Consider the following 16,316-nt stretch of genomic DNA (forward strand, 5'->3'; position numbering starts at 1 on the left):
GGGCGGAACAATGGTCAACGATGAAACAACAGGAACATGGGTGCAATCAAGCACAAAAGGAGGGAATATCATGTCCAGGTGCAGATTTTTGACATGGATGAGTCTGGCATCGGCGGCAGTCGCCCTTGTCAGCGTATTTGACCCGGGCCGCGCCCTTGCCGCCCCCGTGACGGGGCCCGGCAGTGTCCCGGACTACTTCGAGACCCCAAACTGGGCCAACAGCCCCCCCCTGAGGAAATTCGTCGACTCGCTGGCGCCTCTGGGGTGCACCACGCCGAACACCCTCGGCCAGTGTATTCCGGTTGCCGTCCCGGATACGACAACCTATCCGGGGTCCGATTACTACGAAATCGAGGTTGTCCAGTATCGCGAGCAGATGCATTCGGATCTTCCTGCGGTCGTCGGCAACAAGATGGACCCTGCAGCCACAGGCGGGACCCTGCTGAGGGGGTACAGGCAGTTCAATACTGCCGATCCCAACCTGTTGACCCCCCACTACCTGGGCCCCCTGATCGTTACCAAGAAATACGATCCGCGATATGCGCCGGACGCACCCTTGCCGGGTGGCGGCACGAATGGGAGACCGGTGCGCATCAAGTTCATCAACAGCCTGCCCACCGGGGACGGCGGCTACCTATTCATCCCGACAGACACCACCGTCATGGGTTCGGGGATGTTTGAGATCAATTATGACCCGGTGACCAAGGCTCCCGGCCCCACGATCACCGGTGATTTCGCGCAGAATCGGGCCACCCTCCACCTCCATGGCGGCCACTCTCCGTGGATCAGCGACGGAACCCCCCACCAGTGGATCACCCCGGCTGGAGAGGTCACGCCCTACGCCAAGGGGGTCAGCGTGGCCTACGTGCCCGATATGTGGTTCGACGCGGCCGGGAACACGATTGCTGCCTGCGCGGGCCAGACGACCTGCGGGGTTGGGGGAGCGACGAACAATCCCGGTGCAGGCGCGCAGACTTTCTACTACACCAATGAGCAGAGCGCCAGGCTGCTCTTCTACCACGACCATTCCTGGGGAATCACCCGCCTCAACGTCTATGTCGGCGAGGCTGCGGGCTACCTGATTGAAGACCCCGTAGAGATTGCCCTGCGCGACGGCGGGACCATCAACAGCCGAACCTTCACCGCCGGGACGATTCCCACCGCCCAGATTCCTCTCGTCATCCAGGACAAGACCTTCGTGGACGGCAACCCGGCCAGCCCGACTTACGTCCGCGCCACTGATCCCACCTGGAACTGGGGATCGGGCACGCCGGTCGGAGGCATTCGCCCGCCGGTCACCGGCGACTTCTGGTGGCCCCATGTCTACATGCCGGCCCAGAACCCGTTCAATCCCGACCTGAGCGGGATGAACGCCATGGGGCGGTGGCACTATGCCCCCTGGTTCTTCCCGCCGCCCCCGATATGCGGGTCCGACCCCGAAGCGGTGAAACCGTACTGCATCGAGTTTGGTACGGTCGCAAACCCCTATTACGACTGCGGCCCTGGCGGCCCTTGCACCAATCCGGGCCAACCGCCGGAGATCCCCGGCACCCCCAACGTATCATGGGGGGCGGAAGCGTTCCTGGACACCATGATGGTCAACGGAACAGTCTACCCGACTCTTCCGGTACAGGCGCAACCTTACCGCCTCCGGATCCTGAACGCCTCACACGACAGGTTCCTCAACCTGCAACTTTATAAAGCCACCCCTATCGTCAGCGGCATCACCGTTGTCACCGGGGGGACCGGTTATACTTCTGCTCCTACGGTCGCCCTCATCGGCGGCGGCGGGACGGGCGCCACTGCAGCAGCGACGATCGATCCGGCAACCGGCGCCGTTACTGCGATCGACCTTCTTACCGTGGGGAGCGGGTATACATCTCCTCCGGCTGTCTCCATCACGGGTGGCGGCGGAACGGGCGTCGCTGCAACAGCAGCAGTTTACACTGCCTTGACGGAAGTAGGCATGGTGCCTGCGGCATCGACCTCGGGCTTCCCTGCAAGGTGGCCGGCGGACGGCAGGGAAGGTGGCGTGCCCGATCCGGCGACGAGGGGCCCCGCGTTCATTCAGATCGGCACCGAAAGTGGCTTCCTGCCGGCGCCGGTGCTACTGAACAACCAGCCTGTTGCCTGGAACCTCGACCCGACCATGTTCAACGTCGGGAACGTTCTCCAGCAGGCCGACGGAGGCGGCACGCTCTTCGTCGGTCCGGCTGAACGGGCGGACGTCATCGTCGACCTCACTAACTACGCCGGTCAGACCCTGATCCTCTACAACGACGCTCCCACCGCTTTCCCGGCGCTCGTCCCACAATATAACTACTACACGGGCGCCCCGGACCGGCGCGACATCGGCGGTGCAGCCCCAATCCCGCCGGGTTTTGGCCCCAACGTCCGGACCGTAATGCAGATCACGGTGGCGGGAACCGGCGGCGCCGCGCCCCCCGATGACTACAACCCGGCGACCCTGAACGCGCTGCAAACTGCCTTTGCCGGCGGTGCGACACCCGGCGTTTTCCAGTCGTCCCAGGAGCAGATCCCCGTGGGGCAGAGTGCCTACGATTCCACTTACAACACCACTTTCCCCGCCACCTGGCCGAACTGGGGCGTATCGAGAATCTCGGATAGCGCAATAAGCTTCCAGAAGGTTGATGGCACAATTGTGAGCAATTTCAAGATGAAGGCCAAGGCCCTCCATGACGAGATGGGCGAGACCTTCGACGACTACGGGCGGATGAGCGCCAAGCTGGGGCTCGAAGTGCCGTTCGTCAACGCCGCGAACCAGAACTTCATCCTCCAGAACTACGTCGATCCGGCCACCGAGGTCGTGAACAACAACGGAGTCCAGATCTGGCGGATCACCCACAACGGCGTGGACACACACCCCATACATTTCCACCTGTTCGACGTGCAGTTGCTCAACAGGGTTGGCTGGGACGGGTTCATCAGGCTCCCCGACCCCAATGAGCTGGGGTGGAAGGACACCGTCAGGATAAGCCCGCTGGAGGACACGATCGTCGCGCTCCGGCCGACCACTCCCATAGTGCCGTTCTCGCTCCCCAACAGCATCCGTCCTCTGAACCCATCTACACCCTTCGGCTCCACGATGGGATTCTCGCAGCTCGACACGACGACAGGCGGAGACATTGTGCCGCCCCAAACGAACCAGTTGGCCAACTTCGGACTGGAATACGTGTGGCACTGTCACATCCTGAGCCACGAAGAGAACGACATGATGCGGTCGACAATACTGAATCCCAACACCAGGGACGACATCCTCTGGAGGAACACCTCTAACGGCCTGAACGCGTTCTGGTACCTGGACGGGGTAACGCGCACGGCGTCTGCATATATTCCCTCAATGACCGATCAGAACTGGAAGATCGTGGGCAGGGGTGATTTCAACACTGACGGCAAACCCGACATCCTCTGGAGGAATACCTCCAACGGCCAGATCGCGGTCTGGTACATGGACGGGGTAACGCGCACCGGATCCGCATTCCTTCCCACATTAACCGATCAAAACTGGAAGATTGTCGGTGTGGGTGACTCCAACAATGACGGAAAACCCGATATCTTCTGGAGAAATACCTCTAACGGCCAGAACTCGGTCTGGTACATGAACGGGGTAACGCGCACGGGGTCCGCTTATTTCCCCGTATTAGCCGACCAGAACTGGAAGATAGTGGGCGTACGCGACTTCAACGATGACGGCAAACCCGACATCATCTGGAGAAATACCTCTAACGGCCAAAATGCGGTCTGGTATATGAACGGAGTAACGCGCACCGGGTCTGCTTATTTCCCCACACTAACCGACCAGAGCTGGCAGATTGTGGGTACCGGGGACTTCAACAGCGATGTCTATCCGGACATCCTGTGGAGGAATACCACTACCGGAGCGAACATGACATGGTATCTGAAAGGGATAACACAGATAGGGACGGGAACGATCGCCACACTTGCAGATCAAAACTGGAAGATTGTGGGACAATAGCAGCATTATGATTACCGGGTTTTAGATTGCAACTCCGTTGGCAGTTCACGCCATCCGGCCAGACGGTCAACGGAGTTGCTTTTTCGGTCGTTACCTGAAAGTACCGGTTGACTCGTCACAGCCGGAACGCGAAGGACAACGGGGCGCTTTGGAAATCATTGAACTTCTCTCGGAGTTCCCATGAACATCTTTATTGCGGCCAATACCACCTGGTATATCTTTAATTTCCGCAGTCGCCTGATTGCAGCTCTCAAAGAGCAAGGACACCGGATTACGGTTCTTGCTCCCCGGGATAAGTATGTGTCGCGCATCGAGGCATTGGGAGTACGGCATCTGCACCTGGAAATGGATAATGCCGGTACAAACCCTCTGTACTTTCCCGCCTGGCTGCCCTGGTGAGCGTTGAGGGTTCTGCATATTTCACAAAAATTTCCAACCCCACTTGTTGAAGTATGCAATAGCACTTCGTATATGTATCCAGGTCATTTGCAGGCTCTTGTACGATGCCCGTTCCCATAAGTGTGTTACCTTTGCGGTGGGAAAATAGACGGTCCGGTAGCCGGCCTGTTGGATCTTTCTGCTTAAATCAGCATCCTCTAAATACATGAAGTATCGGTCGTCGAACCCGCCGACCGCCGTAAGCGCATCGGTGCGGCAAAACATGAAGCTGCCAGACATGAACTCCACATCACAAATATCCTCGTAGCCAATATCTTTCATCTCGTAGCGGTCATTGAAGCAAAGCGAAATACTGTTGTGCAACAATGCGCCAAGTGTAGCGGCGATTAGCAATTTCAACCATATCGCTCCCAACTCTCTCGGCCACGTCCATCTTCATCGTTTCCATTAGTCGCACCAAATCGTCGCTACTCTTAAAAAAAAACGCCTTGTCTTCCGCTGTACTACGATTAAAGTCACAGTCAAACGCTAGCACAGGCTTGCCAAAATGCATCGCCTCTACCAGCGCAGGATTTGTGCCGCCTGCAGAGTGCCCGTGTACATAAAACGATGCTCGCGAGCGTAGCGTCTTGAGCTTGCCCATATCGTAGATCGGATCGAGTAAAAAAAGATTATTGCAAGCAGAATATCGTTCGCGAATCGTACTGCCATACTCGCTGTTGTTCCAGTTACCCACCATTACCAAGTTATGCGCATCCAGCCTGGAAAACGCATCAAGAATGACATGCACATTGTTTTCCGGCTCAATACGACAAACCGAAAAGGCAAAACTTTCAGGCAAATTATATTCATCCACCGCCGCCGCTTCAACTGCCACAGCATGATCGCCGCCGTAGGCGATCACATGACTATCCACTCCATAAGTCTGCTTCACGTATTCGGCAATCGCCCCGTTATCGGCTATCACCTCGTGCGAAAAATGCACTGCCATCTTTTCCGAGAAGCGCAAGAAACGCTTGGCCAAGCCTCGCCACTTTTCACGGCGCCACTCAATGCCGTCAATATTGGTAATGATCCGCGCCGATGAGAAAAGCCGAACCAACGGCAGCGAGATCGCACCCGACACACCCAACAGCAGAATCACATCGCTGCGATTCCAAACCGCAGAGAAAAACGACCAGATGTCATAAGGAATGCTCTGCATACCATTGGCATTGAGCGGGATGTATTTGAGCTGCGCAGAAAGAAAAGATTGCTCTCTTGATGGATAGCTTCTGCTGCTACAGTAAACCATGATTGGATCATGCAACGATGATGCGTCATGGTATCGGACAAGGTTTTCAGTCAGTGTCTCAAAGCCCCCATAATTGGCCGGCACACCCACTGTACCAATAATGGCGATGCTTTTATTTGGTATTAGCAAACGCTTCACCAGATATGCGTATAATGCGCTCAACCTTGTCAGGATTAATAAGTGCGTCGTACCAAATCGTAGCCATCATTCCATATGCGTTATGTTCCTTAGCATAGCGACTAAAACTTTGTATCGTTTGTTGGTTTTCCCAAGTCGCACCCATTACCCGAAAACCCTCACGGCGAAATGTATCTATTGATGGGAATCCCTGACTAGGGCGATAATGCCAATCACAAATTACAATGTCCTTGGGGATCTTTGCTCTTAACAACTTTCCGTAACCGGGTATTACGCCATTAAGATTTTCTGGGTTCATATCTGGAAACTCATCTGGAGAAATCAACATATCACCCCACATCCAAGTTTCAACACCGCGTTTCTTCAAGTGCGCATGAATTTGTAACACGTCTTGCAAAAAAAGTTTTGCGGGCAACGCTTTTTCATCCACGCCACGCCATTTCTTAAGTTCTGATGGATTAAATACTTCATCGTGTCCAATATGAATTGCCTTGGGGTGTGCCAGGTCAATCACTTCATCAAGAACGGCAAAAACGATCTTCTGTACCTCTGCTTTACGTGGGTCATATGTTATATGGTTAAACATGAGTTCAGGACGTGTCTCCTGAAGAAAAAACTCTTGATGGGAAAGCAATTGCACACCGATGATAACATCAAGCCCTTTTCCTTTTGTATATGCGGCCCATTCCGCAAGGTCAGCGGGAGTCAATGGATACTTAATGGTTGCCCAAGGGGAGGAATTCAGCTTAACTCCACCCCAAATCATCAGCACAATTGCATTAAAACGTGCTGTCGCGGCCTTATCTACCCAATGCTTGGCATCGATTAAAGATAACTCCCCAAGCGGAAAGTGTAACACCCGCAGCGCATGAGCAGTGTTTCCTACATCCTTAGGTGTTCTTTCTGCTGCAATTTGATTCGTTAAATTAGGAACACTTTGCATAGCAAAACCGCCCCGACAGAATATTAACAGGCTGATGAATACACATGCTTTAATACAAAGTGAATTACGCATGAGCAATACTCCTTTAAAGTTCCGCGTGCTTTTTATCCAATCGCGAACTACTTTGTTGGTTTAATAATCACAACCATTGTGCCAGACCTACCAATTAGCTGACTAAACAAAGTAAATAAAAGCACTGGAAGCGCAATTAATAGGCTCAGTGCTGAACCAAATATGAACATCGCCCAAGCCCCCCAAGCACCAAAGCGATCCAGATATGCGCGATTAATTCTTAATCCATTGAAAACTACATTATTGCCAGGCAAAATTTTATTGATGAGTGTAATTAGATCGCCAACAAAGTTCTGATAGAGGGAATTGAAGAATATTTTTTTGACTTCATAACCTTTTGCGACAACTAAAGTGTGCAGACTTTGTGGAGTAAAATGATGCATGTGGCGGGGTGGATCTAAGTGGTACCAATCAGACTTTCCAAGTCGCGCTTGGAAACTTGCAAAGTTGGGCACGGCAATTACCACTCGACCATCTGATTCCAGTTTTTCCTTGATTTTGGACAGAACTGAACCAGGATCACTTAAGTGCTCCAATACATGCCAGAGCATTACGTAGTCGAATTTGCTCGGGAATGATGGTGCCTCATCAATTTTCTTAAGCCCAATTGGTGAAACGGAGCTACCTAATCGGTCAGAAGCAAAGGCAAAACTGCGCGGCGATGGTTCAATTCCATAAACTTGAACCCCGTGTTTCTTGGCGACTTCCAAAAAGCGTCCTTTGCCACACCCAATTTCAAGCAGTTTCTTGCCAAGAATCTCTTTGTTGACTCCCAAGTAGCAAAGCTTTCCTTGTTCTAATGCTGACAGCAAAGGCTTAATTAACCTGTGCCACGCTTTCTCTCGTACATCGTAACAACCGCCCGCGTACAAATTGGGTGGTTGTTGCTTAATCTCACCTGTTTTGCCATAACCACATTGAGAGCAAATAAGAATTGGATAGTCATGGTTGCCACTGTAGTCAAGTGGAGTGGCACGATAGCTTATTACTAGCGAGCCAACTTTACAGATTGGACACTCCGCCGGTTCAGATAAAGAGTGATTCATGCTCCCTCTATATTTCTAATGCACAACACACGTTAAGGAATATGTGCTATCCGGTTTAAATACTTCACCGCCTGCCCATTTTTCCGATAACACCATGAACCACACCAGTCAACATTGCTTTTAGACTTCTAATCATGTTTTTATCAACAAGTAAATTAATGAAAAACCGATAGCAAAGTGTAGTCAGAAAATAAATCCGAATTCCACAGGGAGTATATTTCCCCAGAATAAGGACGGATGTATTTCGAAAAGCATAATAGCGGCGTATTGGTGAATACTTTAATACCAATCTGCCAAACAACCGTTTAGGGGCTTCTTCAGATATTTCGTGTTGCATAATCACCGAGGGGCATACAAAAAGCTCAAACTCACGATTAAGTGCTCGTAAACACCATTCAGTGTCTACATGATCGATAAATAAATCCTCTCGAAATTTCCCAATTTTTTCCCATGCAGAAATTTTTAATAGCATTCCAGAGGTTATCAACATACTTGCATTGATTGCAGCATGATTCCCACTTAAAGGATCTATCTTTTTTACCCACCAACATCCTGCTTGAAAAACTGGAAGGACTTCCGTGCTACCTCGCTCATCAACAAATACAGGGCCAACAGCAGCAACGTTTTTGTTTGAATCAGAAAGCGTTACAATAAAGTCATGTAAACCATTAACAAAAACATCGCCGGGTAAACTATCTTGATCAAAGGTTACAACATAATCAGCTAAATTTTGAGCGGCAAGTCGACAAATTTCATTGAGAGCCTTGGCTATACCAACGTTTTCACCGCAGCCAATAATTTCGAAATTGCTCCCTTGGAAAAGCTTACATATATCTTTATCAAGGCAGCCCCCATTATTGAAAACAATTATTTTATCAACTTGAATTTCGAGTATATTAACTAGGTTTTTTAGTTTAACCAAATCGGGATGATAAGTAATGACTCCTGCCCATATCAAAGCATCAGTACTAATCATAATTTACTTTCCTGAGTAATTGGCAATTGCGAATACATCACAGATGATCCGACAAAAACTGTTTTCCGTTGTAGAATTTCTCAAATAATTTGAAAAAAAATAAGTAGGTCAGGGATAGCTTGAACATTAAAAATCAAATGATATGCGTAAAGCATGAAGTAAAATATAAACAATATAGACATTACTAGTTTATCATCGGATTGACACACAATTGCCGGAATCAATAAAAGCAATACAACGTTTAAATATTCATTTAGCCTGAAAGCTATGACTGGCAATTGAAATGATGACAAGAAAAAAAACAGAAACAACGAAATTGAAAATATTTTGAACAACACCAAATCAAACTCATCAATTATTTCTTTACTTCTTAAATACAAGACAGCAACAAATAAAAAAAGCCCCACATGAGAAATACTGATTAGATTGAATGCCTTTATTTCTTCTTGTTGCCCAGAATGAGCTACGTAATAGTTACTCAGCCACTCAATTGGTAATAACGCCTCCGGTGTGACTAAATCCACATTGACGCCATTTATAAAGAGGAGTATCCCAATAAAAGGCAATAAATAGAACATTCCTATTTTTACATATCGAACTATAAAATATAGAGGAAGCAACACTACAGAGCTCCAATGGAACAGTATTGCCAAGAGCGCTTTTAGGAAGTACCTCTTAGCATCACCTTTCGCGAGATCGGAAAGCGCGAGTAAAAAAATACCCGTTGCCACTCCTGCACGAATCTGAATATATTCGTGCAGGAGGTAGTATGAAAATGCATATAGGATCAAACTTAAAAGAGGAATCTTCGAGTACTTTAGTAATGCAAAAAGCTTAATGCTAACCCCAAGTATTGCAAACATTACAAGAAATGTTTGAAAATCAGAGCCGAATAAGATGTCATTTATCCATAGCAATGCTCTGAAAGCGAACTCTACTGTGTCCAACTTCACATTAGTCTTATCTATCACCATCTCTTGGTAGGCGTAGTAATCAGCACTCGGACCAAATAGTTGCAACCCTGCAGTTGCGATCAATATGGTGCCAAAAACAACAATACAGATTATTTCTATATTGCTCGCTTTGAGAATATTGGCAACCATCAACCAACAGTTATTTTGTAGAAGTGTCTTGCTCTTATTTGATTGATTCATAAGATAATTATCCGCACAAACATAGTTAGTCATATATTCGAGTTCAGATTAGTCCAAATAACCAAACTACACTTTTTCAGGGATGACTATTTAATCTGTTGTTCAGCACAGCGAACAGCCCGCCAACTTTTAGAAGTTTTTCTTCGCTGTATTTGTGCCAGAGATAGAGCCAGTTTTGAGACCAAATAGTTTTTTATACGTTATCAATGTTGCAATGGTCCTATTTATGACTTTCCGTATATTGAATTTCAAACCTTGCATTACTGAAGTATGCTTAACGAGTTGGAAATATTGCTGACCAAATCGTGGGTCGCTTTTACCTAAAGACCCTAACAAAATGCCCAACCTCCACGCGATAAATGGAAGCGATAACTGGTCACGTTTCGCTCCGGAGCGGTATTCACTCCACCACTCGTCCATGAAGCGGCGCATACAAAGAGTAGTTTTCCTTATGATCACATTTGCCTCAAACAGGCCGTTTCCGACAGGATATCCTATCTTACTGTATCTGCGCATCTGTGACGCAATGATCCATATCCAATCGAGCGAATAGTGCGCACATTTAGCAGCTTCGGCATAAACACAGTTTCTCAGCGGGTGTTGATATAAAAAAATATCTTCTGGTGAATGCAGAGCTGCGCAAATCAATTCATACAAATCCCCAACGATTTGAATACTACCATCGACATATACGGTGACGTCATAACCCGGCAAGAATTCATGGGGATGCATCTTGATGTAACGGTTCTGGTCCTTTGGTGAAAGCCCCTTCAGGTCGATGGGACGAAACTCCCATGGCGGCATCACGCTATGGGGGGTATCCGTAAAACAAAAATATGCAAGACGCTTGTCTACGGATAGCGGGATTTTCAACGAATCGTAGCCTTGCGTAATACACGTATAGACGGCAATCTTCAATGGCGCCATATCCACCGTTGCCGACCCTGGTCGTTTAGTTGCCTTATCAAGCCGGTTCTGTTCGATAGCTATACCACCAACAATGCCACACATTAGCAGGCAATCCTTTGCACTATGCGTCTGAAAATATTGATCCCCGATTTTACCCAAACATATGGATGGACAAGTATTCTCAACACAACGGTTGTCTTCAATATGGGGAATCCATGGTGCAGATATCTAAAAGCATCTAAAACCGCTCCCCCTTTAAATATCAGGGAAAGATCACGGTAAGCTATGGGTAGAAGAGTGGCATTTCGCGCACGCCCAAGAGCTTTCGGCGGTATTTCGACAGCAGTGGCAGTCTGGTAAATCGACTCCCAAATCCCAAGGTTGTTGACCATATCCCGCCAGCAATTAATAAGGCTGGCATTGCCTCCATGTAAATTCCAACAGCCGACGACACGGTCGAGATATGCGACTTTGCCTGTTAGCGCCAGGCGCAACAGGGATTCCCAATCGGAACTGATGACATCCATTCGATAAAAGTCACAGGCTAACGCACTGGGCCGATGGTACAAGGTAGCCAGATGTGAAAAGTGATAGCGTTGATCATGGTATCGTAATAAGGCCTCTTTGCCGGATAGTATGGTCGTATCCAGGAGTAAAGGTTCGCGCGTACCCGTTGCCGTTACTACATTCCGTCGAGCCGAGACGATCACGATGCCGGGTTCACTGTACGCAAGTTCTACCGCCTTGCTGATAAAATCAACATCAATATAAAAATCGTCTCCGTCAAGATTGACGACCCATTCTCCCGTAGCCAATTCGTACAAAGCACGACGATAATTCTTCACCCGACCAAGATTTTGAGTATTACGTATATAGCGCAACCTGGGATCGCGGTATGCGGCAACCTTCTCAGCAGTTTGATCAGGAGAAGCGTCATCAACCACGATCACTTCGAGGTTTGGATAGCTTTGAGCCAGCGCGCTTGAAATCGCATGAGATACACAGTCCTGCTGCCCATAAGTCGGGATTACTATTGATACTTTAGGGAGTGGATTCATCAGCGTAGTCCAAAGGTATTGATCATGCCTGTTTTCTCGCCCAGATTGTCATGCGGCCGGTCTGACCGAAAGCACTGAGCAACCAGGCCAGCGGATATAGCGCAAAGTGCCACTTTCCGGCCCGTTTCGGAAAATCGATGAGTTTCTGCCCCAGCCTGGTATAGCCCCTGTCACGTAAAACATAGCCGGTGCTGGCAAGCAGGTTGCTCAACAACCGCTGGTGGTGGATATTCTCCAGTGCCCAACCGCCAGCCTCCAGAACTTGCCTTAAGGTTTCGGGGGTGAAGTGGTAAAGATGATTAGGCAAGTGCAGTGCGTATAATTTTTCTTTGAAAAGGCGAAACTCCAGCGAACCGGCATTTGGCACCGACAGCGCCAGGCAGGCGCCGGGTTTGGCCCATTCGCACAGCTTTTGAAGGCCGCCGATCGGATCGTGCAGGTGTTCCAGCACCATCCAGCCGACGATGAGATCAAAAGGCTGACGGGGTTCAGGAGCCGTTTCCAGGGGTCCGGCATGAACGTAATAGCCAAGCCGGGTTGCGGCAAGTGCCGCCTTGTCGGAAAACTCGATCCCCTCCACCTGCCATCCTTGCCCGGCCATCCGATGCAGGAAAGCCCCGGAGGCACATCCCACTTCCAGCAACCGCCCCGGAGAAAGCGGCGGCAATGCCTCGGTGTTGAAGTTGAACAGTCGTTTGACCACGGGTTTGAGCAGTTTTTTAATGCCGGAAGTTTGTTTGGGCCCAGTCTGCTGCACACGGGTGCCCAGGTAAGGGCCATAGTCATCGGGGTAATAGAAGCCAATTGTTTCCTGTGTCGGACGGGGATTGGTACGCATCAGGCCGCAGGTGCGGCATTTGACGATGGTGAAAGTACCGGGCAGGTCGTGGAGCAGGTCGCGCCCGCTGAGCACGAATTCATCGTTCTTCGGACAACCGAGGGGGCAGGAGACGTCTTCCAGATGAACGGAGTCGATCATTTTACTGCCTCACAAGACCAGCCAAATGGATCGTCCTTTTTGTTGTCGAACCTGTCCAGCCACAAGAATATTGTTTGCAACAAGCGTACAATCATTTGCGCAACGAATTTGACAGGGTAAATCACGATTCCAACGACGTTGGGATTGTTGCTGCGAAGCCCCGCAGGAGGGAAAATCGACAGTCCCCTCGGTAGCTCGTATGCCCAGCGGACCCAACGTCCTCCAAATGGAGTTATCTTGATCTCCCGAAAACCAGCATGCTTGCATATGGATTCAAGCCCATAGGACGTATATCTGAAAAAGTCATGGGGACCCTGATGTTCGGGATGTGCCATCGGCACCGTCATGAAAAGCTTTCCGTCGGGTTTGAGGACACGGTACATCTCCTTGACGCTTTCACGGGGCCATTCCAGATGCTCAAGCACCTGGGTGCACAGCACTGCATCGAAGGTGCCATCTTCGATGGGCATGTCATGCAAGGGAGCGACGTAATCGAGGTTGGCATAGTTCCAGCGGCGTTCACCCACGGCTAAGTCGATTGCTTTATAGTTGCAATTGGAAAAAAACCTTTTGTAAACACACTCTCCCGCACCGGCATCCAACAGGGAGGCATTCTCCGGCAGGCTCTCCGCAACATACTTCACGAAACGGGTTATATACCATCTGCCGACATCCTGTATTTTATTTCTCGCTGAAAAGTCCTCATTTATCATCACAAAGTACTTCCCCATACAAAAAATTGAAGTGGTTGGTTTTCAGAAAATGGTGTTGGAGAAAAAGGTTTACGACAAAGAACAGGCTGGTGGCAAACGCGAGGCCAAATACGCCAAAGTAATAATACAGAGCAATTTTTGCCGGAACATAGAATGTATAGCTGCATATCCCCAGGCGTGTTGGTGTTGACGTGTCGCCGAGCGCGAAATACGATGATGACGATATCTGTCCCATTACACCACCGGCAAACATGCCGGAGAGCCAGACCATGATCCACCATAATTCCCGAACATTGCCGGCGCTCACATTACCGTGTCCCACCAGCAGGCTCAGTACTGTCTGCCCCAAAAGCCCCAGCACCAGAAGTCCGACGAGGCTGATTGCGCCGACCTGCACCAGTTTCCGGTGATAGGCACGCCGAAAGCCCGCCTTGTCCCCCGCCTTGTGGAGCCGACTCAGCGCCGGTACCAATGGGGCAGCGAAAGCCTTGTTGAGCACCTGGCTGACCGCACCATAAATCTGCTGAGCCAGGTAATATAATGACAGGCTGCCACTGCCGGCGGTGGAGAGCAGAATGCGGTCCACCAGCGGGTCGGTCTTGTAATAGGCTGTCCCCAGCAGCAGGGGTTTGATGCGCTGCCAGGCTTGCCGGACAGAAGGGCATCTCAGGTCGGGGCGAACCGGACGCCCCATGCCGGGGGCAAGCAACAGGGTTTGCAGGCCCATGCGCAGGGTGCTGATCCAGGCAGCCGCGATAACCCCGAAACGGGGGAGCGCCCAGATCAACAGGAGCAAGGCAAAAGCACTGACCAGGATCGGGGTGAATTCTGCCCACAAAAACTGTTGCCTGGCGTGGTAGGCGGCCCATTGCACGCCATTGATCGCCGTAAAGACCATGCCGACGAGTTGGATGCGGGTAAGCGTTACCGTGAGACTTTGGCCGGTCTCGTTGAAGCCTGGCACAGTAAGGGGCACCCACCAGGGTGCCGCCATATAAAGAAGAACTGCCAACAGTGCGAATATACCGCCAATAAGGACGAAAAATCCCCAAGTGTCATGGCGGAGACGATCTTCGCTTTCTCCCGAAAGAAGCGGCACGAGGACATGCATGAGCGATCCGCTGATGACCGCCAATACGAGCTGGGGGATCGTCATGCCGGCAAAAAGCGCGTCGGTCTCTACTCCCGGCCCCAGTTTGACAAGAACATACCACTGAAAAACAAAGGCGAGGCCGATGTTGGCAGCGGAAAGGAAGCCGAGTTGAATCGAGAGTTTCATTGGCTGCCCTGACTGTTTATGCCCGTCCGCAACTTCTGAAAATTATCAAGTGCCAGAACCAACGCGCAGGAGCCGGCCAAGGCCGCTAAAAAGACGATCGTTACGATTTTTCTCCTTACCGGCTTGCTCCGCCTCTCCGGCACCTTTGCATTCTGCAGCACATGAAACGGCGAAACGTCCTTGACCTCGGACAGCTTCGCCACCTCGTACTGTTTGGCCAGCAGCTCCACCAGCGTCTCCTGGATCCTGAACTCCCGCATCAGCCGCAAATACTCCTGTCCCAGCTGCGGCATACTTCCGACTGATGGAATGGAACTGCTCCCCTCGCCATTTCCCTCCAGCTTGACGATCTGTGCCTGCAAATTTGCCGCTGTGGATTTGGCCGTTTTTACCTCCTGGCTTGATTCGGTAAACTGCCTCCGGAAGGTGGCCAACTGCACCTCCTGAGCAGCAAGTTGGGCCCGCAACTGCGCCACTCCCTCGATGGTGGCCTTGGCCTGGTCGGTTACCGATACGGCCTTATTTTTTGCCTGAAAGGCTTTGAGAGCATCCTCCGCCTTTGCCAGATCGACACGGGCCGCAGCGAGGCGTTCTTCCAGATACCCGCGGTCCTTGCCGGCCGATGTCATGTTGAGCCTGGCGGCAAGTTTCCCCAGCTCGTCCACGTAAGCATTGGCCAGATCCGCTGCCCGCTTGGGATTCTTGTCGTCCACGGCAATGGTGATGACCCCGTCCTTTTTGCCTGCCGTGACGATGACATTCTTATCCAGCGCCGTGTACACATCGGACCGAAACTTTGCCTCGTACAGATCCTTCAGCTTGAAGCGGTCGATAATCGGGTCCTTGACCGTCTCACTCTTCAGCATGGTCACATACAAGCCGGCCTTGGTCGCCCCCCCCAGACCACCACCGGCAATACCGGCAACACCGCCCAGACCGCCAAGTTGGGCCATCATGGCCCCCATGACCCCTTTGTCGTCCTCTCTGGGCAGAATCATGGCCTTTGCAGTGTAGATGCCGGGGATCAGCAGAACGACAATGATACTGATAATGGTGGCGACCAGGGTGATGCCGGCGATCAGCCGCCAGCGTTTGACGAACAGGGCCAGGTAGTCGAAAAGAGTGGGAGCAGGTTCGAGGTTCGAGGTTCGAGGTTCGAGGTTAGAACCAGCTTCAAGGTTCGAGGTTCGAGGTTCGAGGTTCGAGGCGCGAGGTTCGAGCTTGTTAGTATCGGAATGCTGCATCATTTATACTCCGTCAGAAAAATCAGGTTCGAGGAAAAAACAGGTTCGAGTTTTCTCATTCCTTTATCCTCGCACCTCGCTCCTCGATCCTGCCGTTTTACCTCGCTCCTTTATC

Annotated in this window: 14 protein-coding genes; 2 read left to right on the forward strand and 12 right to left on the reverse strand. The window is 50.8% G+C overall.

Annotation, left to right across the window (positions count from 1 at the left end; genetic code table 11):
* The first annotated feature begins 70 nt into the window (after positions 1 to 70).
* Together GURA_RS22975 and GURA_RS15520 are read left to right on the forward strand one after the other, a co-directional pair.
* Complete coding sequence (locus tag GURA_RS22975) at positions 71 to 3,997, forward strand: FG-GAP-like repeat-containing protein (protein ID WP_011939887.1); 3,927 nt, start codon at positions 71 to 73, stop codon at positions 3,995 to 3,997.
* Positions 3,998 to 4,177: 180 nt separating this feature from the next.
* Positions 4,178 to 4,396, forward strand: a complete 219-nt coding sequence (locus GURA_RS15520) for a hypothetical protein (RefSeq protein WP_011939888.1) — start codon at positions 4,178 to 4,180, stop codon at positions 4,394 to 4,396.
* Positions 4,397 to 4,417: 21 nt separating this feature from the next.
* On the opposite strand, the gene GURA_RS15525 is transcribed toward GURA_RS15520, so the two are convergent.
* The 12 genes from GURA_RS15525 to GURA_RS15580 form a co-directional block, all read right to left on the reverse strand.
* Positions 4,418 to 4,795 (reverse strand): glycosyltransferase family 2 protein, encoded by a 378-nt coding sequence (locus GURA_RS15525; protein ID WP_157046224.1) that lies wholly within the window; start codon positions 4,793 to 4,795, stop codon positions 4,418 to 4,420.
* Entirely contained in the window at positions 4,728 to 5,819 is a 1,092-nt protein-coding gene (locus GURA_RS15530; protein WP_011939889.1) for a DUF1972 domain-containing protein, read from the reverse strand. Before GURA_RS15530 ends, GURA_RS15525 begins: the two co-directional genes overlap by 68 nt.
* The gene (locus GURA_RS15535) at positions 5,803 to 6,843 is read right to left on the reverse strand and encodes a family 20 glycosylhydrolase (protein ID WP_041245494.1); all 1,041 of its coding nucleotides are present in this window, start codon (positions 6,841 to 6,843) and stop codon (positions 5,803 to 5,805) included. Before GURA_RS15535 ends, GURA_RS15530 begins: the two co-directional genes overlap by 17 nt.
* Before the next feature lie 47 nt (positions 6,844 to 6,890).
* Positions 6,891 to 7,889 (reverse strand): methyltransferase domain-containing protein, encoded by a 999-nt coding sequence (locus GURA_RS22980; RefSeq protein ID WP_011939891.1) that lies wholly within the window; start codon positions 7,887 to 7,889, stop codon positions 6,891 to 6,893.
* A 64-nt stretch (positions 7,890 to 7,953) separates the two neighbouring features.
* Positions 7,954 to 8,865 carry a glycosyltransferase family 2 protein gene (locus GURA_RS15545; RefSeq protein WP_011939892.1) on the reverse strand — a complete coding sequence of 304 codons (912 nt, stop codon included), beginning with the start codon at positions 8,863 to 8,865 and terminating at the stop codon, positions 7,954 to 7,956.
* Between the two features lie 80 nt (positions 8,866 to 8,945).
* Positions 8,946 to 10,019 (reverse strand): EpsG family protein, encoded by a 1,074-nt coding sequence (locus tag GURA_RS15550; RefSeq protein WP_041245495.1) that lies wholly within the window; start codon positions 10,017 to 10,019, stop codon positions 8,946 to 8,948.
* 129 nt (positions 10,020 to 10,148) lie between these two features.
* Positions 10,149 to 11,030, reverse strand: a complete 882-nt coding sequence (locus GURA_RS15555) for a glycosyltransferase domain-containing protein (RefSeq protein ID WP_011939894.1) — start codon at positions 11,028 to 11,030, stop codon at positions 10,149 to 10,151.
* A complete protein-coding gene (locus GURA_RS15560) occupies positions 11,030 to 11,986 on the reverse strand; it encodes a glycosyltransferase family 2 protein (protein WP_011939895.1) in 957 nt (318 codons plus the stop codon). The genes GURA_RS15555 and GURA_RS15560 overlap by 1 nt, the downstream gene beginning before the upstream one ends.
* A gap of 22 nt (positions 11,987 to 12,008) precedes the next feature.
* On the reverse strand, positions 12,009 to 12,965 hold the full coding sequence (locus GURA_RS15565; RefSeq protein WP_011939896.1) for a class I SAM-dependent methyltransferase: 957 nt from the start codon (positions 12,963 to 12,965) through the stop codon (positions 12,009 to 12,011).
* Positions 12,962 to 13,678 carry a class I SAM-dependent methyltransferase gene (locus GURA_RS15570; RefSeq protein ID WP_011939897.1) on the reverse strand — a complete coding sequence of 239 codons (717 nt, stop codon included), beginning with the start codon at positions 13,676 to 13,678 and terminating at the stop codon, positions 12,962 to 12,964. Before GURA_RS15570 ends, GURA_RS15565 begins: the two co-directional genes overlap by 4 nt.
* Positions 13,668 to 14,957 (reverse strand): lipid II flippase MurJ, encoded by a 1,290-nt coding sequence (locus GURA_RS15575; RefSeq protein ID WP_011939898.1) that lies wholly within the window; start codon positions 14,955 to 14,957, stop codon positions 13,668 to 13,670. The genes GURA_RS15570 and GURA_RS15575 overlap by 11 nt, the downstream gene beginning before the upstream one ends.
* Positions 14,954 to 16,204 carry a GumC family protein gene (locus GURA_RS15580; RefSeq protein ID WP_011939899.1) on the reverse strand — a complete coding sequence of 417 codons (1,251 nt, stop codon included), beginning with the start codon at positions 16,202 to 16,204 and terminating at the stop codon, positions 14,954 to 14,956. Before GURA_RS15580 ends, GURA_RS15575 begins: the two co-directional genes overlap by 4 nt.
* Positions 16,205 to 16,316: the final 112 nt, after the last annotated feature.

Origin of the sequence: Geotalea uraniireducens Rf4, from assembly GCF_000016745.1 — a bacterium.
GTDB lineage: Bacteria > Desulfobacterota > Desulfuromonadia > Geobacterales > Geobacteraceae > Geotalea > Geotalea uraniireducens.